General features: G+C 72.9%; 16 protein-coding genes. 11 read left to right on the top strand and 5 right to left on the bottom strand.

Annotated elements, in window-relative coordinates; translation table 11 throughout:
* The first annotated feature begins 29 nt into the window (after positions 1 to 29).
* Positions 30 to 1,139: a polyprenyl synthetase family protein gene (locus ACFFF6_RS10490; RefSeq protein ID WP_376980421.1), complete on the top strand. Its 1,110-nt coding sequence runs from the start codon at positions 30 to 32 to the stop codon at positions 1,137 to 1,139.
* Complete coding sequence (locus ACFFF6_RS10485) at positions 1,136 to 2,356, top strand: cytochrome P450 (RefSeq protein WP_376980419.1); 1,221 nt, start codon at positions 1,136 to 1,138, stop codon at positions 2,354 to 2,356. Before ACFFF6_RS10490 ends, ACFFF6_RS10485 begins: the two co-directional genes overlap by 4 nt.
* On the opposite strand, the gene ACFFF6_RS10480 is transcribed toward ACFFF6_RS10485, so the two are convergent.
* From ACFFF6_RS10480 to ACFFF6_RS10465, 4 genes are all read right to left on the bottom strand, one after another.
* On the bottom strand, positions 2,325 to 2,849 hold the full coding sequence (locus tag ACFFF6_RS10480) for a Dps family protein (RefSeq protein ID WP_376980418.1): 525 nt from the start codon (positions 2,847 to 2,849) through the stop codon (positions 2,325 to 2,327). The genes ACFFF6_RS10485 and ACFFF6_RS10480 overlap by 32 nt on opposite strands.
* A gap of 162 nt (positions 2,850 to 3,011) precedes the next feature.
* The gene (locus ACFFF6_RS10475) at positions 3,012 to 4,217 is read right to left on the bottom strand and encodes an ABC transporter permease (protein ID WP_376980416.1); all 1,206 of its coding nucleotides are present in this window, start codon (positions 4,215 to 4,217) and stop codon (positions 3,012 to 3,014) included.
* A complete protein-coding gene (locus ACFFF6_RS10470) occupies positions 4,214 to 5,062 on the bottom strand; it encodes an ABC transporter ATP-binding protein (protein WP_376980414.1) in 849 nt (282 codons plus the stop codon). The genes ACFFF6_RS10475 and ACFFF6_RS10470 overlap by 4 nt, the downstream gene beginning before the upstream one ends.
* On the bottom strand, positions 5,059 to 6,141 hold the full coding sequence (locus tag ACFFF6_RS10465; protein ID WP_376980412.1) for an efflux RND transporter periplasmic adaptor subunit: 1,083 nt from the start codon (positions 6,139 to 6,141) through the stop codon (positions 5,059 to 5,061). Before ACFFF6_RS10465 ends, ACFFF6_RS10470 begins: the two co-directional genes overlap by 4 nt.
* 123 nt (positions 6,142 to 6,264) lie before the next feature.
* Here ACFFF6_RS10465 and ACFFF6_RS10460 point away from each other — a divergent pair, with 123 nt between their 5' ends.
* Positions 6,265 to 7,251: a serine hydrolase domain-containing protein gene (locus ACFFF6_RS10460; protein WP_376980410.1), complete on the top strand. Its 987-nt coding sequence runs from the start codon at positions 6,265 to 6,267 to the stop codon at positions 7,249 to 7,251.
* Positions 7,252 to 7,348: 97 nt separating this feature from the next.
* On the opposite strand, the gene ACFFF6_RS10455 is transcribed toward ACFFF6_RS10460, so the two are convergent.
* Complete coding sequence (locus ACFFF6_RS10455; RefSeq protein ID WP_376980408.1) at positions 7,349 to 8,464, bottom strand: PLP-dependent cysteine synthase family protein; 1,116 nt, start codon at positions 8,462 to 8,464, stop codon at positions 7,349 to 7,351.
* Between the two features lie 208 nt (positions 8,465 to 8,672).
* On the opposite strand from ACFFF6_RS10455, the gene ACFFF6_RS10450 reads away from it, so the two are divergent.
* The 8 genes from ACFFF6_RS10450 to ACFFF6_RS10415 form a co-directional block, all read left to right on the top strand.
* The gene (locus ACFFF6_RS10450; RefSeq protein WP_376980406.1) at positions 8,673 to 10,415 is read left to right on the top strand and encodes a pyruvate dehydrogenase; all 1,743 of its coding nucleotides are present in this window, start codon (positions 8,673 to 8,675) and stop codon (positions 10,413 to 10,415) included.
* Positions 10,416 to 10,629: 214 nt separating this feature from the next.
* Positions 10,630 to 11,691, top strand: coding sequence for a transglycosylase family protein (locus ACFFF6_RS10445; protein ID WP_376980404.1), 1,062 nt, complete (start codon positions 10,630 to 10,632; stop codon positions 11,689 to 11,691).
* Positions 11,692 to 12,233: 542 nt separating this feature from the next.
* A complete protein-coding gene (locus tag ACFFF6_RS10440; protein ID WP_376980402.1) occupies positions 12,234 to 12,659 on the top strand; it encodes a TOBE domain-containing protein in 426 nt (141 codons plus the stop codon).
* Positions 12,656 to 13,558, top strand: coding sequence for a molybdate ABC transporter substrate-binding protein (gene modA / locus ACFFF6_RS10435; RefSeq protein WP_376980400.1), 903 nt, complete (start codon positions 12,656 to 12,658; stop codon positions 13,556 to 13,558). Before ACFFF6_RS10440 ends, modA begins: the two co-directional genes overlap by 4 nt.
* Position 13,559: 1 nt before the next feature.
* Positions 13,560 to 14,330: an ABC transporter permease gene (locus ACFFF6_RS10430; RefSeq protein ID WP_376980398.1), complete on the top strand. Its 771-nt coding sequence runs from the start codon at positions 13,560 to 13,562 to the stop codon at positions 14,328 to 14,330.
* Positions 14,327 to 15,409: a sulfate/molybdate ABC transporter ATP-binding protein gene (locus ACFFF6_RS10425; RefSeq protein ID WP_376980396.1), complete on the top strand. Its 1,083-nt coding sequence runs from the start codon at positions 14,327 to 14,329 to the stop codon at positions 15,407 to 15,409. Before ACFFF6_RS10430 ends, ACFFF6_RS10425 begins: the two co-directional genes overlap by 4 nt.
* Before the next feature lie 235 nt (positions 15,410 to 15,644).
* A complete protein-coding gene (locus tag ACFFF6_RS10420; protein WP_376980394.1) occupies positions 15,645 to 17,123 on the top strand; it encodes a phosphohexomutase domain-containing protein in 1,479 nt (492 codons plus the stop codon).
* Between the two features lie 247 nt (positions 17,124 to 17,370).
* The coding region (locus ACFFF6_RS10415; protein WP_376980392.1) for a tyrosine-protein kinase domain-containing protein at positions 17,371 to 18,951 on the top strand (1,581 nt) is incomplete at its 3' end.

Below are 18,951 nucleotides of genomic sequence, written 5' to 3'. Positions count from 1 at the left end.
GAAAGCTTCCCCCGAGGATCGGAGGACCCATGATCGTGCACTGCGAGGAGCGCACCGTCAGCCCGGATCGTGCGTCGGTGCTGGCGGAGGTCCAGGTCCTGCTGGATGCTCGGATCGCGGGGTCGGACCGGTACGGCGGCGCGATCCGGGAGCTCTGGGAGCTCGCGGCGCGGCGCGTCGGGGGCGGGAAGCTGCTGCGGCCGATCCTGCTCCTGGACACCTGTGCGGCGCTGCGCCGCGCCGGGCAGCTCGGCGCGGAGGCCCCGGTCGGTGCGGCCGATGCCGCGGTCGTGCTGCGGTGCGCGGCCGCCCTCGAGCTCCTCCACTTCGCCTTCCTGCTGCACGACGACGTCATCGACCACGATCTCGTCCGCCGCGGCGAGGAGAACCTCGTCGGCGAGCTCCACCGCCGGGGGAGCGCGCGCGGCGGGACGCAGAGGAGCCTCCACTGGGCGCGCAGCGCCGGCCTGCTCCTGGGAGATCAGCTGCTCGCGCTCGTGCATCAGGAGGTCGCCCGACTCCGCGTGCCGGAGCGTCGGCGGACGATGCTGCTGGACCTCCTCGACGATGCGGTCGCCGAATCCGCCGCCGGGGAGCTCCTGGACGTCGGCCTCGCCGACGGCATGATCCCGCCGGAGCGGACCGCGGTGATGACGATGACCCGCAGCAAGACCGCGGCCTACAGCTTCGAGCTCCCGCTGGGCATGGCGGCCGTCCTCGCCGGAGCGGATTCCGGGACGACGGACGCCCTGCGCCACGCGGGGCGGTGCGCCGGGACGGCCTTCCAGCTCCAGGACGACCTCCTCTCCGCCTTCGGGGACGAGCGCCTCCACGGCAAGGATCCCTGGAGCGACATCCGCGAAGGGAAGCGGACCCTGCTGATCGAGGCCGCACGAGGGACTCCCGCCTGGCCGCGGATCCAGGAGGCGCTGGGAGGGCAGGAGTCCGGTCCCCGGGACGGCGAGCGCCTGCGCATGCTGCTCGAGCAGTGCGGGGCGCGGGCGCGGGTCGAGGAGGAGATCCGGGCGCAGCTCGCCGCTGCGCGCCGCGCCCTCGCCCCGGCCTCCTCGCCCGTGCCGGCAGAGGTCGCGCAGGTGATCGACCAGCACCTCCGACGGCTCGAGGGGAGATCCCGGTGACCGCCCGCGGAGATCGAGGGACGGACGAGCGACGTGCCCCGCGCCCGCATCCCTGCCCCTGGGCAGGAGCGGAGCCGGGATCGGGGCTGCGCCACGTGGGCGGCTACGAGGCCGCGAGGACGGTGCTGCGCAGCCGCGGCGCCACCACCCAGGCGGGCTTCACGGCCGAGTCGATCCCGCAGGGCCTCCTCGCGCGGCACCCCATCCTGCTGTCCGACGGGCCCGAGCACGACGCCCAGCGTCGCGCGGCCGGGCGGTTCTTCTCCCCATCCCGGGTCGATGCGCAGTACGCGCGGCTCATGGACGATCTGGCGGACCGGCTGGTGGGTGACGCCGTCCGGAAGGGCGGCTGCCGGCCGGAGGAGCTGGCCCTCCACTACGCCGTCGGGGTGACCCGGGAGGCCGTGGGGCTCACGCACGCCCCGCTCCCGGCGATGTCGCGGCGCCTGGAGGGCTTCCTGCGCCAGCCGCCCTTCGACCTCGCCCGCCCCGGTCTGGGACGGACCCGGGTGCAGTGGGCCGCCGCGGCCTGGCGGGGGCTCGTGCCGCTCGCGCGCTTCCACGTGTGCGACGTCCTACCCGCGGTGCGCTCCCGGCGCCGACACCCGAGGGCGGACCTCGTGAGCCACCTGATCGCCGAGGGCTGCTCGCGCACGGAGATCCTCGTCGAATGCGTGACCTATGCGACCGCGGGCATGATCACGACCCGGGAGTTCGCCGTTATGGCGCTGTGGCATCTGCTCGAGCGCCCCGAGCTCGCCGATCGCTTCCGGCGGGCGGACCGGACCGGTCGCCTCGCGATCCTGCGGGAGATCATCCGGCTCGAGCCCGTGGTCGGGCACCTCTACCGGCGGGTGCGCCGCCCGATCCACCTCCCCGAGGGGCCGGACCTCGCCCCCGGCGACCTCGTGGACCTGTGCGTCGCCGAGGCCAATCTCGACCCCGCGCTGGGGCCGCGCACGACGGGGCTCGAACCGTGCCGCCCCCTGCCGCGGGGAGCGGCAGGGGGCGGGCTGAGCTTCGGGGCGGGGGAGCACCGGTGCCCCGGAGAGCACCTCGCCCTCGTCGAGACGGCAGTGCTCCTGGGCAGGATCCTCCAGGAGGGGCCGCGGCTGCGGACCCCGCCCCGCGTCTCTTGGGACCAGCTCGTCGCCGGGTACCGGCTGCGCGGCGCGGTGCTGGGCTTCAGCCCTTCGGGGTCCGCGTCTCCGCGCTGATGAACCAGGCCTGCTGCTCGAGCTTCTCGATGATGCCGTGCAGGATGTCGGCCGAGGTCGGATCGGCCTCGTCGACCTCGTCGTGCACCGCGCGCATGGTCGCGACCGTCGCCTCGATCGCGGCGGTCATGCGGTCGATCGCGTCGTGCGTGAGGATCTCGCCCTCGGGGAACTCGGCGATCGAGGTCTGCTCCGCGATGGTGGCGGGCCGGCCGTCCGGGACGGCGTGCAGGGCGCGCATGCGCTCGGCCACGTCGTCGCCGCCGGCGCGTGCGATGTCCACGACCTCGTCGAGGTTCAGATGGAGGTCGCGGAAGTTCGGGCCCACGATGTTCCAGTGCGCCTGCTTGCCGACCAGCTGCAGTGCCGTGAGGTCCACGAGCACGCTCTGCAGGTTCTTCGCAAGCGCATCGGTCGCGAGGAAGCCGTTCTCGGCGTTCTCCGGCTGCGTGGTCGCGGCGCCTGCGGGATCCGGGATGGTGGTGTCGGACATGGGACTCCTCCTCGTCGTGACGACCCCGGGCCGGAGGATCTCTCCGCCCGGACGGGCCGTGGGATGCGAACTCCTCGTACGTCACAGGACGGTAACGACATCGTGCGGGCTCGGCAAGCGCGGCCGACCCGCCGGTCGGCACCGTCGATGTCCGGATCGCGTCTACGACCGGATCGCGTCGATGACCTTGATCCGGGTCGCGATGAGCGCGGGCAGCGCCCCGGCGAGGATGCCGACCGCCGTCGCCGCGACCAGCCCGATGACCACCGCGGAGACGGGGAAGGGCGGCAGGTCCACCAGCCCCATGGTCCGGAACGCGTCCTGCGTGAACGGCGCCCGGACCAGGGCGACCGCCCCGCCCACGCCGACCGCCCCGGCGAGCACGGTCGCGACCACGGACTCCATCAGCACGCCCATGAACACGCGCGCGCCCGTCGCCCCGTAGGAGCGGCGGATCCCGATCTCCCGCACCCGGTACCGCACCGTCACCAGGGAGATGTTCACCAGGCCCAGGGCGCCCAGCAGCAGGATCACCAGGGCGATCACGATGATCGCCGTCTTCAGCGCGTCGAAGGCGGACATGTCGTCGAAGCCCATGCTGTACACCTCGAAGCTGCCGACCGGGGTCTCGCGCAGGGCGGAGCCCAGCCGCGCGGTGACCGCATCGGCCGACTCCGGGGGAACCCAGATCCGGTACTCGCCGTAGGCGAGATCGCTCTCCTGCAGGCCGGGCAGCTCGAGCGCCGACTCCCGGGGCGTGTACAGCATCGCGCCCTCCATGCCGACCCCCTCCGGGGCGGGCAGGACGCCGACGACGAGCACCTCCGCGCTCTCCTGGCCGACCTGGGCGAGCAGGGTGATGGTGGAGCCGCCCACCTCCGGCCGGCCCAGCAGCTCCCACATCTCGGCGTTGATGACCACCGCGGGCGCCAGGCGCCGGGAATCGGAGTCCGCGAGCCAGCGGCCCTGCTCCGGTCGGAGCCGGTACATGGTCGCGTAGGCCGGATCCACGGCCGTGACCTGCACGCTGCGCACCCCGGAGGTTGTCTGGTACCGCAGGCCGAGATTCGTGTAGCGGGTGCGCTGGTCGATGCCGAGCCGGTCGATCTCGCCGAGCACGTGCGCATCCTTCTCCTGCGCGGTCACCTCCTCGCCGCCGCTGGTCGACATCACCGACAGCACGGTGGGGCGCCCGGCATAGGTCTCCACGGACTGCTCGACGGAGGCCGACAGCATCCCGCCCGCGCCCAGCACCGCGGTCAGCGCGAACACGCTGAAGGCCACGCCGATGAGGGAGAGCATGATGCGCCCCTTGTTGACGCGCAGCTCGCCGTAGGCCTCGACGACCGAGGCGATCAGCCCGGTCATGCGATCGCCTCCCGGGGGCCCGCCGATGCGGACGCACCGGCTCCCGTCCTCGCATCGGCGGCGGCCCCCTCCCCGGCGACGGCCTCGCGGCCCTCGCGGATCCCGGAGGTCGCCAGCAGCGCCTCGCGGGCGTGGGCGGAGTCGACGTCGTGCAGCACCCCCGCGTCCAGCAGGTAGGAGCGCTGGGAGCGGGCGGCGACCTGCAGGTCGTGGGTGATGGTCACGAGAGCGGCCTCGGAGTCCTTCGCGATCTCGTCGAGCAGGCCCATCACGGCCTCGCCGGTGGTGACGTCGAGGGCGCCGGTGGGCTCATCGGCCAGGATCAGGCGGGGGCGGCGGACCAGAGCGCGGGCCACGGCCACGCGCTGCTGCTCGCCGCCGGAGAGGCGTCCGGGCTTCTGGTGGGCGCGATCGGCGAGCCCTACCCGGTCGAGCATCTCGAGGGCGGTCCGCTCGCGGCGCCAGAACTGGCCGGCGGTCCCGTACATCAGCGGCATCATCACGTTCTCCAGCGCGGTGCGCCCCTCGAGCAGGTTGAACTGCTGGAAGACGAAGCCGATGGAGCGTCCTCGCATGCGGGCGCGGCGACGGTCGGACAGGCGGGTCGTCTCGACGCCGTCGAAGAGGATCTGCCCGGTGGTCTGCCGGTCGATGAGGCCCAGCAGGTTCAGCAGGGTCGACTTCCCGGAGCCGGAGCGGCCCACGACCGCCACGTGCTCGCCCACGTCGACGGTGAGGTCGACGCCCCGCAGGATGTGGAGGTCCTCGCGGCTGGGGAGGCGGACGGTGCGGGTGACGGCGTGCAGCTGCAGAAGGGTGGACCGGTCGGCGGGCGCGGCGCTCACCAGACCTCCATCCCCTCGCCGTACATCCCGTCCTCGGGGTTGTCGACGCCCGGCACGAACTGGAGGACCTCCTGGCCCTCCTCGAGCCCCTCGGCGATCTCCACGATCCCGTCGCCGCGCAGGCCCAGCACCACCTCGGTGCGCACCGGTTCCCCGGTGGCCGGATCGAGCAGGTAGACCGCGCCGTCCGCCAGCTCGCCCTCCACCGCGGTGGTGGGCACCGTGAGCACGCCGGTGCGCGACCCCAGGTCGACGCTCACGTCGACCGACAGGCCGGGCACGATCTTCGTGCCGTCCGGCACGGGGCACAGCAGCTGCGCGGAGGCGGCGGCGGGGGTCTCGGCCGCGGGATCGATCTCTCCCATGCCCTCCTCGCCGCCCGTGGGCCGGGGGCTCTCGCCGCCGCCCTGCTTCTCGTCGATGCTCGAGCCCTCGCAGACGATCGGCTCCGCGGCCGTGGGCAGGGCCGCGGTCGCCTTCACCTCGAGGTCCAGCAGGCTGAGCTGCTGCTCCGGGGTGAGGTCCGCGACGATCGAGTAGGTGCCGGGGGACAGCATGCCGACCTGGTCGCCGACGCTCAGCTGCTGGCCCACGGTGACGCCCAGGTCCTCGACGGTGCCGGAGTCCTTCGCGTGCAGCGTGTAGTAGCGGTACTTCGTCTCCTGCTCCTCGGGCTCCGGGGCCGGCAGCGGCTGCCCGTTCTCGTCGAGCTCGGGCGCGGCCGGGGCGGGGGCCTCGGGCTCCTGGGCGACGCGGACCTGGAGGACGCGGGCGCCCTCCTCGATCCTGTCCCCGTCCTCGACCCAGATCTTGTTGATCTCACCGGCATCGGCCGCGACGATCTTCTCCCCCTCGTCGGCGCGGACCGTCCCGGCCAGCTCGAGCACGGAGGCGATGTCGCCGCGCTGCGCGGGCACCATCGCGTACTCGTCGAAGGACACGTTCGGGGTGATCTCGTCGCCGGGCTGGGCGATGCCCTCCCCGCCGGAGAAGAAGGCCATCTTCCCCAGCGCCAGGGCGATGAGCGCGAAGATCGCCATCCAGACGATCGGGAAGACGTAGCGGCGGATCGTTTCCATGAGTCCCCTTCATCGACGCCCAGGTCAGCCGGGGCGCGGTGCCGTGCCCGGAGGTCCCCCGCGGGCTGAGCCGACCCTATGACACCGGTGTGGCCTGCGCCATCCGCCCGTAGGCTGATGTCCATGAGCGGAACGTCGAGACATCCGGACGGTGATGGCACCCAGGTCCACCTCGGACCCCTCGTGGAGGCGGTCGGGCGACAGGGCCTGGGGGTGCGGGCGATCCACGTGCACCGCGCCGGCACGCCGGAGAAGGCCGATGCGGTCCACCGATTCGTCGAGGACACCGTCGAGAACGTCTACTCGGTCTCGAAGACGGTCACCGCGCTGGGCGTCGGGATCGCCGCGGAGGAGGGCCTGCTCGCTCCCGACGACCTGCTGGTCGATCATCTCGACGGGATGAGCGATCTGCCGCGGGAGGCGCTGGGCGAGGGCGTGGACAGGATCCGGCTGCGGCATCTGCTGAGCATGACCGGAGGTAGCCCCGTGCTCATGTTCGAGCAGGAGGAGCGCGACGACCCGGACCCGGCGGCCCTGTTCCTCGGGGCCGATGTCGAGCACGAGCCGGGCAGCCGCTTCGTGTATTCCAACGGCGGGGTGCACATGCTCGCCCGCGTCGTCGAGGCGCGGTCGGGCCTGACCCTGCGCGACTACCTGATGCCGCGCCTGTTCGAGCCGCTCGGGATCGTGAACCCGCAGTGGCACACGACCGTGGACGGGAGCACCTGGGGAGCGACCGGGCTGCATCTGCGCAGCGGGGATATGGCCCGGATCGGCGCGCTCCTGCTGGCGCGCGGTACGTGGAGCGGGGTCGGCGGTGGGGCCGACGGCGCGTCGCAGCAGCTGGTCCCCGGATCGTGGATCGACCGCCTGCACGCGGAGGCGGCGTGGGTGTCCACCGGAGACGCCGATCCGGAGAACCGTCAGTACGGCTGGGGCGTCTGGCGGTGTACTCCCGAGGGCGCCTGGCGGGCCGATGGCGCCTACGGCCAGTTCCTCGTCGTCCTGCCCGAGCAGGGCGCGGTGGTGACCGTCTCCTCCCGCCACGAGGACAGCCCCACCCAGGACATCCTCCGCGCGATCTGGGAGCACCTGCTGCCGCAGCTGTGACGACGCATTCGGGAGCGCCCTGCCTGCTGCCCGGCGGAGTCACGCCGCGCGCGGCGGGGCGGAGCTGTCCTGCCCCACCCACTGCGCGGGGACGGCTTCAGCGCGCCCCGATCGGCAGGGCGCGCTCGAGCGCCGCCCGCCACGGGTCGAGGTCCCAGCCCTGCTCGGCGACCCATCCGTCCTCGAAGTAGGTGTCCGTGTAGCGATCCCCGGGATCGCACAGCAGCGTGAGGACCGATCCGGTCTCGCCCCGCTCCCGCATGCGCGTGATCAGCTGTGCGGCCGCGACCAGGTTCGTCCCCGTGGACGCTCCCACCCGCCGGCCCAGGCGCTCGGAGAGGAAGCGGGCCGCCGCGACCGAGGCCGCGTCCGGGACCGAGATCATCCGGTCGACGACGCCGGGGACGAAGCTCGGCTCCACCCGTGGGCGACCGATCCCCTCGATCCGGGAGCCCCTGCCGGTGGTGACGGTCGCATCGCCGTGCACCCAGCCCTCGAAGAAGGCGGAGTTCTCGACGTCGGCGACGCACAGCGAGGTGGGGAGCCGGCGATAGCGCAGCAGGCGGCCGAAGGTCGCGCTCGTCCCGCCGGTGCCGGCGCCGACCACGATCCAGCGCGGCACGGGGTGCGGCTCGAGCTCCATCTGCGCCAGGGCGCTCACCGCGATCGAGTTGTTCCCGCGCCAGTCGGTGGCGCGCTCGGCATAGGTGAACTGGTCCATGAACAGCCCGCCCCGCTCTTGCGCCAGGCGCCGCGCCTCCGAGGCCATCGACGCGGCGTCCTCCACCACGTGGCAGCGGCCGCCCGCGGCCTCGATCAGCGCGATCTTGCGTGCGCTGGTGCCGCGGGGGACCACGGCGATGAAGGGGATGTCCAGCATCCGTGCCACGTGCGCCTCGCTCACCGCGGTGGAGCCGGAGCTCGCCTCGATCACCGGCATGCCGGGCCGCAGCGTCCCGCCCACCAGTGCGAACAGGAACAGCGAGCGGGCCAGGCGGTGCTTGAGGCTGCCGGAGGCGTGGGTGGACTCGTCCTTGAGGTACAGCTGGATGTCCCAGCTGGTCGGCAGGTCCAGACGCACGAGGTGCGTGTCCGCGCTGCGGCGGCCGTCCGCGTCGAGGCGGTGGATCCGCTCGGCGACCCAGGCGCGCAGGGCATCGTCGCTGCGATCCACGTCCCGCAGGGGTTCCGGCCACATCGTGCTCGCATCCATGGCGGAACCGTATCCGGTCCTGCCCGACGCCCGCCCGGGAACGATCCTCCTGCCCTGGAACGATCCATCGGCCCGCCTCGTGTCTGCTGGGTCTCGACGGCGCCGGCCGGGCCTCCCGCCGGTCTCCGGGGAGGCATAGCGTGGAGCCATCACGGGCGCTCCGCCCCCGGGGCGCCGGCTCGCACATCCTCATCCTCAGGAGGACCTCATGGCCCGGACCTCGCTCGCCCGACTGCTCGTCACCCAGCTGCGCGATATGGGGGTGGAGCGCATCTACGGCCTGGTCGGCGACTCGCTGAACCCGGTCGTCGACGCGGTCCGCACCACGGAGGGTATCGACTGGGTGCATGTGCGCAACGAAGAGGCCGCCGCGTTCGCCGCCGGTGCGGAGGCCCGGCTGACGGGGAAGCTCGCCGTCTGCGCGGGCTCCTGCGGCCCCGGGAACACGCATCTGATCCAGGGTCTGTTCGACGCGCACCGCGACGGGGCGCCCGTCCTCGCGATCGCCTCCCACATCCCGAGCTCCAAGATCGGCACCGGCTTCTTCCAGGAGACGCACCCGGAGATCCTCTTCCAGGAGTGCTCGCACTTCGCGGAGATGGTGAACTCCGGTCCGCACGGCGCGACCCTGCTGCATGTGGCCGCGCAGACCGCGATCGCGAAGAGGGGCGTGTCCGTCCTGGTCCTGCCCGGCGACGTGGCCGATGAGGAGGTCGAGGGCCCGCTGACCAAGGACCTCGCCCTCGAGCTGGGCCGGGTCCTCCCGGCGCAGTCCCGCATCGAGGAGCTCGCCCGGCTCATCGACCAGGCCCGCACCGTCACCCTCTTCGCCGGAGCCGGCGTCGAGGGCGCCCGCGAGGAGGTGCTCGAGCTCGCCGCGAAGATCAAGGCGCCCATCGGCCATGCCTTCGGCGGGAAGGAGTGGATCCAGTACGACAATCCCTTCGACGTGGGCATGAGCGGGCTGCTGGGCTACGGCGCCTGCTACGAGGCGATGCATGAGGCGGACCTGGTCCTGCTGCTGGGCACCGACTTCCCCTACACCGAGTTCCTGCCCGGCGGCGAGGGCGCGAAGATCGTGCAGGTCGACCAGGACGCCTCCCGGCTGGGACGCCGTGTGCCGCTGGACCTCGCGCTGCACGGCGACGTGGCCCTCACCCTGCAGCAGGTGCTGCCGCGGATCGCGGAGAAGCGCGACAACCGCTTCCTGGCCCGGCAGCTGAAGGCCCACCACAAGGCGCTCGCCGGGGTGGTCTCCGCGTACACGAAGAACGTCGAGAGGATGAAGCCCATCCATCCTGAGTTCGTGGCCGCGACCCTCGACGACCTCGCGGCCGAGGACGCGGTGTTCACGGTGGACACCGGGATGTGCAACGTGTGGGCGGCCCGCTACATCACCCCCAACGGGAAGCGCCGCGTGTTCGGCTCCTGGCACCACGGGACCATGGCGAACGCGCTGCCGCAGGCGATCGGCGCCTCCGCCTCGCACCCGGGCCGGCAGGTGATCTCTCTGTCCGGCGACGGGGGCCTCGGCATGCTCATGGGCGAGCTGCTCACGGTGCGCCTGCACGACCTGGACACGAAGATCATCGTCTTCAACAACTCGAGCCTGGGCATGGTGAAGCTCGAGATGCTGGTCGAGGGCATCCCCGACCACGAGACCGACCATGCACCCGTGGACTTCGCCGCGATCGCGCAGGGCGCCGGCATCCCCTCGGTGCGCATCACCGATCCGAAGCGGCTGCGCGGCGAGCTGGCGAAGGCGCTGAAGACGCCTGGACCGGTGCTCGTGGACGTCGTCACCGATCCTCATGCCCTGTCGATGCCGCCCAAGATCACCGCACAGCAGATCCGCGGCTTCGCGATGGCCTCGACCAAGGTGGTCCTCGCCGGCGGCGTGGGGAAGATGCTCGACATGGCCTCGACGAACCTGCGGAACATCCCCCGCTGATCCGCGCCGGGCGCTCCCGTGCGGCGACACGCCCGCCGCGGTCGCAAAGCTTCGGCAAAGCGCGGGGCTGGACTTCGCCGGATCGCGTGACGCGGCACGAGCGGTGCGTCACCGTGGGAACGCGCTGTCCGCCGTCGCGCGCGGGAGATCCCGTGCGCTCGGATACCTGGTCGGCGTGGCATCGGCCCTGTCCCCGCCCGACCGAGGAGTCCCCATGGCGATCACCGCCCCCCGCACGAACACCCACCGCGCCGAGGGCGGCGCCGTCCTGTTCCGCGGCGCCCGCGTGTTCTCGAAGCTCGCGGCCGTGACCGGCGGCGCCCTCGTCGCCGCCGGCCTGAGCGTCGCCGGCACCACGGCCGCCCAGGCCGATGGCACCGTCTGGGACAGGGTCGCCCAGTGCGAGTCCGGCGGCGACTGGTCGATCAACACGGGCAACGGCTACTACGGCGGCCTGCAGTTCTCGAAGTCGACCTGGCGGGCCTTCGGCGGCACCGAGTACGCCTCCACCGCCGACAAGGCGTCCAAGGCGGAGCAGATCGCCGTCGCCCAGCGCACCCTCGCCCAGCAGGGGCCGGGCGCCTGGCCGGTGTGCAGCAAGCGCGCAGGCCTGACGAAGGAGAACGGCGGCGCGGACCGCAACGCCCAGCCGGGCGGCTCCTCCTCCGGCGGCTCGAGCTCCGGCGGCTCGAGCAGCTCCGCGAAGCTCGCGGTCGACGGGAAGTTCGGCCCCGCCAGCACCCGCGCCCTGCAGAAGTGGGTGGGTGTCTCGCAGGACGGCTCGCTGTCGCGCTCGGACATCCGGGCGCTGCAGTCGAAGATCGGCGCGGATGCGGACGGGAAGATCGGCCCGGAGACGACCCGCAAGCTGCAGGCCGCGATCGGCGCCCCGCAGAACGGCGCCCGTGACTTCCGCACCAGCTCCTCGACCGTGAAGGCCCTGCAGACCTTCCTCAACACCGGGCAGAAGGGCTCCTCGACCGGCTCCTCCGGTGGTTCGAGCTCCTCTGCGGACCTCGCCGTGGATGGGAAGTTCGGGCCGAGGACCACGCGCGCCGTGCAGGCGTGGATCGGCGTCTCCCAGGACGGCTCGCTGTCGCGCTCGGACGTCCGCGCGCTGCAGTCGAAGGTCGGCGCCGGGGTCGACGGCAAGATCGGCCCGGAGACGACGCGGAAGGTGCAGGATGCGGTCGGTGCGCACCGCAACGGCGCCCGCGATTTCCGCGACGACTCCGCGACGGTCAAGCAGCTCCAGCGGTACCTCAACGCGCGCTGATCGGTCCGGCACATCGCCGCCGGGCATGGATCGGTCGGGTACCCGGGGCTCGGCCGATGCCTGCGATCGGACCGGGACGGAGAGGGAAGGTGCTTCGGCAGGACGCGTACATGATGTACGTCATGTACCAGTTCTCCGGAGGCCCCTTCGCTTCCCGGATCGGCGGGGGACGGGCTCGGTGGTCCGGAAGATCCTGAACGGGAGCCCCTTCGTTCCCGGGGCAGGTCCCGGCCTCCCTCTCGGCGCCGACTCGGGAAGCTCGTCGCCTCAGGGGATCTGCCCCGGGGAGGGACGCCGCTCCGGAGACCCTCGTCGGGAGAGGTGATCCTGCGGGGACCCTCGCCTCGTGCGCAGCCTCGTCGTCGCGGAACCGCGCCGTCATCGCGGAACCGCGCCGTCATTGCGCTCGCGCCGACAGCGCGCACCGGTCCGGGCGTTCCGGCCTTCCCTGCCGCCCCTTCCGCGGCGCCGCTCGTCACGCGTCCGCGCCCGAGGACCGAGGTCCCTTCCCTGCACGCATCTGCGTCTCTAGACTCAGCTTCGTGACGCAGATTCGGGTGAGAGATGCCGCGGCCTTCCTCGGGGTCAGCGATGACACCGTGCGCCGGTGGATCGAGAAGGGGCGGCTCGAGGCCGCGACCGACGCCTCCGGGCGGACCGTCCTCGAGGGCCTCGACGTGGCCCGACTGGCCCGGGAGAACGCGGTGACCCCGCAGCTGGACGGCGGCGGCCTGTCCTCCGCCCGCAACCAGTTCGTCGGCCTCGTGACGAGGGTCGTCCTGGACACGGTCATGGCGCAGGTCGAGATGCAGTGCGGCCCGCTGCGGGTCGTCTCGCTCATGAGCAGCGAGGCGGCGCGCGAGCTCGGGCTCGAGCCGGGCACGGTCGCGAGAGCCATGGTGAAGGCGACCCAGGTCGTCATCGAAGCGCCGGGCCCGGCCGTCGTCGAGTCCGGGAGCCGGGCATGAGAGCTGCGCTCTCCGCGAGGCAGGAGGGGCACCCGCCCGCCGCGCAGCTCCCCTCCGCCCGGCTCCGCGCCTTCCTCCGTCCCGTCGTCGTCCCTCGCGTCTCCGAGCGCCGCGGCGCTGCCGTCCGTCGTACCGCCGCCGCGCTGGCTCTCGTCCTCGGGGCCGCGGGCTGCGCCGGCCCCGGTGGTGAGGCGACGTCCGCATCGGACGGTCCCGGTCGCGCCGAGACCGTCCTCACCGTCTACGCGGCCGCCTCCCTCCAGGAGCCCTTCGAGGAGCTGGGGGAGGAGTTCGAGGCCTCGCACGACGGCGTCGAGGTCGAGTTCAGCTTCGCAGGATCCTCGACGCTCCTCGAGCAGATCCGGCAGGGCGCCCCGGCGGACGTGTTCGCCTCCGCGGACGCGAGGACCATGGACGCGCTGGCCGAGGAGGAGATGCAGGGCACCGATCCGGTGGACTTCACCTCCAACACGCTCATGATCGCCGTTCCCGCCGGGAATCCGGCCGGGGTCACGGGCCTCGCCTCCCTCGCAGGCCCGGGACTGAACCTGGTGATCTGCGCGCCGGAGGTCCCCTGCGGCGCCGCGACCGCGAAGGTCGAGGAGGCCGCGGGCGTGGACCTCGCCCCGGTCAGCGAGGAGCAGTCGGTGACCGACGTGCTGAACAAGGTCACCAGCGGCGAGGCCGATGCGGGCCTCGTCTACGTCACCGACGTGCAGAAGGCCGGCGACGCCGTCGAGGGGCTCGCCTTCCCCGAATCCGCCGCCGCCGTGAACACCTATCCGATCGTGACCCTCCGGGGAGCCGCGGACCCGGAGCTGGGCCAGGAGTTCGTGGATCTCGTGACCGGCGAGACAGGGCAGGCGGTGCTCGGCGAGCACGGCTTCACCAGGCCCTGAGATGAGGACGCTGCCTCGCTGGGTGCTGCTCCCTGCGCTGCTGGGTGCCCTGTTCGTGCTCGCCCCGCTCGCGGCGATGGCCTCGCGCGTGCGCTGGGCCGACTTCTGGGCGCTGATCTCGAGCGACTCCGCCCTCGCCGCGCTGCGGCTGAGCCTGCTCACCTCCGGGACCGCGGCGCTGCTGTGCGTGCTGCTCGGGGTCCCGATGGCGCTCGTCCTGGCGCGCACCCGCCTGCCCGGCCTGGGCCTGCTGCGCGCCCTGGTCCTGATCCCGCTCGTGCTCCCGCCCGTGGTCGGCGGCATCGCGCTGCTGTACACCTTCGGACGGCAGGGTCTGCTGGGCCGCCACCTGGAGGCCTTCGGCCTGCAGATCGCGTTCTCGAGCGCCGCGGTGGTGATCGCGCAGACCTTCGTGGCGCTGCCGTTCCTGGTGATCAGCCTCGAGGGAGCGCTGCAGACCGCAGGCACCCGGTACGAGGCCGCGGCGGCGTCCCTCGGGGCGAGTCCGTCGCGCGTGCTGATGCAGGTGACGCTGCCGCTCGTGCTGCCGGCGCTCGCCTCCGGCACGGTGCTGTCCTTCGCCCGGGCCCTCGGCGAGTTCGGCGCGACCATCACCTTCGCCGGCAGCCTGCAGGGCACCACCCGCACGCTGCCGCTGGAGATCTACCTCCAGCGCGAGGGCGATCCGCAGGCCGCGGTCGCGCTGTCCTTCGTGCTCATGGTCGTCGCGATGCTGGTCATCGCCCTCGCCCGCAGAAGGCTCCCGGCATGAGCCTGTCCGTGCGGGCCACGGTCCCCGAGCGGGGGCTGGACGTATCGCTCGAGGTCGCGACGGGGGAGACCCTCGCGGTCGTGGGCCCCAACGGCGCGGGGAAGTCGACGCTCCTGTCGCTCATCGCGGGGACGCTGCATCCCGTCGGGGGCCGGATCCTGCTGGACGGACGCCTCCTCGCCGCGGACGGCGTCCACGTCCCCCCGCATGCCCGGGGGGTGACGACCCTGACCCAGGATCCGGTGCTGTTCCCGCATCGGACCGTGCTGGGCAACATCATGTTCCCGCTGCGTGCGCAGGGGGTGCCGCGGGGACGGGCGCGAGCGGTCGCGGAGCATCGGCTCGAGGAGGTCGGCCTCGCCCCGCTCGCGCGGCGGCGTCCCGCGCAGCTCTCCGGCGGGCAGGCGCAGCGGGTCGCGATCGCCCGGGCGCTCGCGGCGGATCCGCGCCTGCTGCTGCTGGACGAGCCGATGGCCGCGCTCGACGTCGACGTGGCCCCTGCCCTGCGGGAGCTGCTGGGACGCTTCCTCGCCGGGCGCACCGCGGTGATCGTCACGCATGACGTGCTCGATGCGGTGACGCTCGCGGACCGGATCGCGGTGCTCGAGGACGGACGGCTGGTCCAGGAGGGCCCGACCGCGGAGCTCCTGGCCCGTCCGCGCAGCGTCTTCGCGGCGCGATTCGCGGGCCTGAACCTGCTGCGCGGCCGATGGGACGGCGGCGGGGTGCGGCTGAGCGGCGGGGAGCGGATCCCGGCGACCGCGGCCGAGGCGATCGGCGAAGGGGATGAGACGCACCTCGTGCTGCGGCCCTCCGCCGTGACGGTCCTCGCGGGCGGAGCGGCAGAGGGCGCCGCCGCGGGAGGCCGTGCCGGGAGCGAGCCTGCGGCAGAGCGCTCTGCGAGGCTGCCCCGGCGGGTCCTGGCCCTCGAGCCGCTGGGCGATCTGGTGCGGGTGCGCACCGAGGGGTTGTTCGCGGATGTCCTGCCGCACGCCGTGACGGAGCTCGGACTGCGGCCGGGCGCGGAGATCACCCTGGAGGTCGCCGCGGCGGAGGCGACGGCGTACCGCATCCGGTGAGGGGCTCGATGCCGCCTCGTGCACCGCGGCGCGGGGGGAGGCCCTGGCCCCTGCACGCCGGGTGCACGGGAATCCACCCCGTCGTTCACCCCGGCGCGCTCCCGCCGGCACCGGGTCCCCCCGGGATTCGTCGATAGCCTGGCGGAGCCGCGGCCGTCCCCTCCGGGATCTGCCGCATCTCTCGAGGGCTGTCGGGGAGAGGCCCGTCGCCACCAGCGTGTGATCAGGAGAATCCGTGCCCCACCTCGCCTCCGGTCCAGCCGATCTGTCCGGGATCGTCAAGGCCTATGACATCCGCGGCGTCGCCGGGGTCCAGCTGACCGAGGAGGTCGCCCGTGCCCTCGGTGCAGCAGCGGCGGACCACCTCGGTGCGACCAGGCTGATCCTCGCCCATGACATGCGGCTGTCCTCGCCGGCGCTGTCGGACGCGTTCGCCGACGGCGCCGCCCTGCGGGGCGCGGTGGTGGCCTTCAGCGGTCTGAGCTCGACGGATCAGCTGTACTGCGCGAGCGGCGTGCACCGGGCGGCGGGGGCGATGTTCACGGCCTCGCACAACCCGGCCCCCGACAACGGGATCAAGCTGTGCCGGGCGGGAGCGAAGCCGATCAGCCGGGATACCGGGCTCGCCGCGATCCAGGCCCGGGCCGAGGCGTACCTGGACGCGGGGGAGATCCCGGCGGTGCCCGGTGGGCGTCGCGAGGAGCTGGACACGCTCGAGGAGTACCTCGGGACCGTCCTCGGCCTGGTCCCGATCCCCGAGGGTCGCCCCCTGCGGGTGGTCGTCGATGCCGCCAACGCGATGGCCGGCCATACGGTGCCCCCGCTCGCGGAGCGTCTGAGCGGCATCGAGGTCATCGGCCTGTTCTTCGAGCTCGACGGCACGTTCCCGAACCATGAGGCGAATCCGCTGGACCCCGCGAACCTGCGGGACCTGCAGGCCGCCGTCGTGGCGGAGGGGGCGGATCTGGGGCTGGCGTTCGACGGAGACGCCGACCGCTGCTTCGTGGTGGACGAGACCGGTCGTGCGGTGCCGGCATCGACGATCACGGCGCTGATCGCCGAGCGGGAGATCGCCCGTGCCCGGGCGGCGGGGGAGGAGTCCCCGGCGGTGGTCGCGAACCTGGTGTCCTCCCGCCACGTGCAGGAAGCGATCGAGGAGGCCGGCGGGCGCCGGATCCGGTCGCAGGTGGGGCATTCGCTGATCAAAGAGCTCATGGCGCGGGAGAATGCGGTCTTCGGCGGGGAGCATTCGGCGCATTACTATTTCCGGGACTTCTTCTTCGCCGACTCCGGGATGCTGGCGGCGCTGCATGTGCTGGCGGCTCTGCGGGAGTTCGACGGTCCGGCGTCCGCGCTGGTGGCCCGGCACGATCCGTATGCCGCGAGCGGGGAGATCAACTCGAGGGTCGTCGATGCCGCCGCCTCGCGGGAGGCGGTGCGTGCGCACATGCTCGCCATGGCGGAGGCGGCGGGGGACGTCCTGGAGGTCGATGACCTCGACGGGATGACGGTGGCGTGCTGGGACGACGAGGCGCCGCCGGAGGAGCGATGGTGGTTCAGCCTGCGCTCCTCGAACACGGAGCCGCTGCTGCGCCTGAACGTGGAGGCCGCGGTCGCCTCGACCATGGAGCGCGTCCGGGACGAGGTCCTGGCCGTCATCCGCGCCGATGCCGCCGCTGCCGTGGACGCACCGGCTCCGGGGATGACATCATGATCGCGCCCGTGGATGCCCTGCGGGCGGCGGGGGGTGCCGTCGGGGGCTTCTGCGGCGTCCGGGGGAGGTTGCGATCTGGTCACGGGCGGGGCGTGGGAGGCGTCGAGCCGCGCGGCGGGGCCGTGACCAGCGTCGACGCCGGGCGAGGTGTGCACCGCTTTCTGACTTCTACTCATCGGTAACCCGCGCCCCCATCCTAGGATGACCATGACTGTGTTCTCTGCTGCCTCACGATCGGTGCTACTCGGTGACCATTGAAGACTTCCTCCGGATGCTGCTGCGCAATGCGCTGCTGATCATCGTGGTCGCCGTGATCGGCGCCGCCGCCGGCATCGGGCTCTCGTTCACGCAGCCCCGCGTCTACACCGCGAGCGCTCTGGGGTATGTGTCCGCGAGCGCCCAGATCGATGCAGAGGGCAACCCGATCACGCAGGCGAGCGGGAACATGGAGTTCCAGTACGCCAAGGCGCAGTCCTACCTTCCGCTGTTCAACACCCGCGCGGTGGGCCAGCGGGTCGTGGACCAGCTGGGGCTGTCGCAGAGCGCGGACGCGGTCGCCGGCTCCCTCCAGACCACCCTCGATCCGAACGCCCCGATCATCACGGTCACCGCCTCCGCGGGAAGTCCGCAGGAGGCCTCCGACATCGCCAACGCCGCGGTGGAGGCGACCGCGGAGGAGGCGCTCTCCCTCGAGACGGGCGGGAACTCCGACGCCGCCGTCACCGTCAAGCTCGTCCCGTATCAGAACGCGCTCGTGCCCGGTGCCCCGGTGTCCCCGGACCGGAAGGTGTACCTGGCCGCGGGCCTCGCCGCCGGCGTGCTGCTCGCCCTGGTGATCGCGTGGATCCGGGACCGCAACGACAGCCGGGTGCGCACGCTCAAGGACCTCGCCGCCGTCACCGACGCACCGCTGCTGGGCACCCTGCCCGAGGACAAGGACCTCTCCCGGAACAAGGACGGCCGGCTCGGCGAGCCCACGGGCTTCGCGGCCCGCGAGGCGATCCGCAAGCTGCGCACGAACCTGCGCTACGTCGACGTCGACAACCCGCCCCGCTCGATCGTCGTGACCTCGAGCGCCCCCGGGGAGGGCAAGTCCACGGTGTCCGCGAACCTGGCCCGGGTGATGGCCCGCGCCGGACAGCCCACCCTGCTCATCGACGCCGATCTGCGTCGCCCCATGGTCGCGAAGGAGTTCGGGATCGACGGCTCCGTGGGCCTCGCCCAGGTGCTCGCCGGAGCGGTCACCCTCGAGGACGCGATGCAGGCGCTGAAGACCCGCGGCCTGTCGATCCTCCCAGCGGGACAGGTCCCTCCGAACCCCTCGGAGCTGCTGGGCTCGCGGCGCATGCACGAGCTCATCGCGGAGCTCTCCCGCCACTACTTCGTGATCATCGACGCCCCGCCGGTGCTGGCCGTGACCGATGCCCAGCTGCTCTCCCGCCATGTCGACGGCGCCATCATCGTCGCCGTCGCCGGCCGCACCCGTGTGATCGGGCTGGGCCGGGCGATCGACGCGATCCGCGGGGTGGACGGCAAGCTCTACGGCATCGTCTTCAACCGCACCTCGAACAGCCGCCTGAACCGCATCGCCTACGGCGACGCCGAGTACGGCTACGGCGGCTACGACCGCTACGGGTACAGCGGCTACGGCAAGGACGGGTACGGGGGCGCACAGGGCGACGTCGATCCCGAGGGCCTCGTCCCGGACGGTGCTCCCGAGCTCGAGCCCGCCTCCCCCGGCTCCGTCGGCGCGGCTCCCCTCAGCGGGCCGGCGCCCGCCGCCCCGTCCCCGGCGCTGCGACCGACCGCGCCGACCGCGGCGCCTGCT

Source organism: Brachybacterium hainanense (assembly GCF_042434575.1).
GTDB classification, from domain to species: Bacteria; Actinomycetota; Actinomycetes; order Actinomycetales; family Dermabacteraceae; genus Brachybacterium; species Brachybacterium hainanense.
The sequence above is the reverse complement of the archived record's forward strand: the minus strand, read 5'-3'. Positions and strand labels throughout refer to the sequence as shown.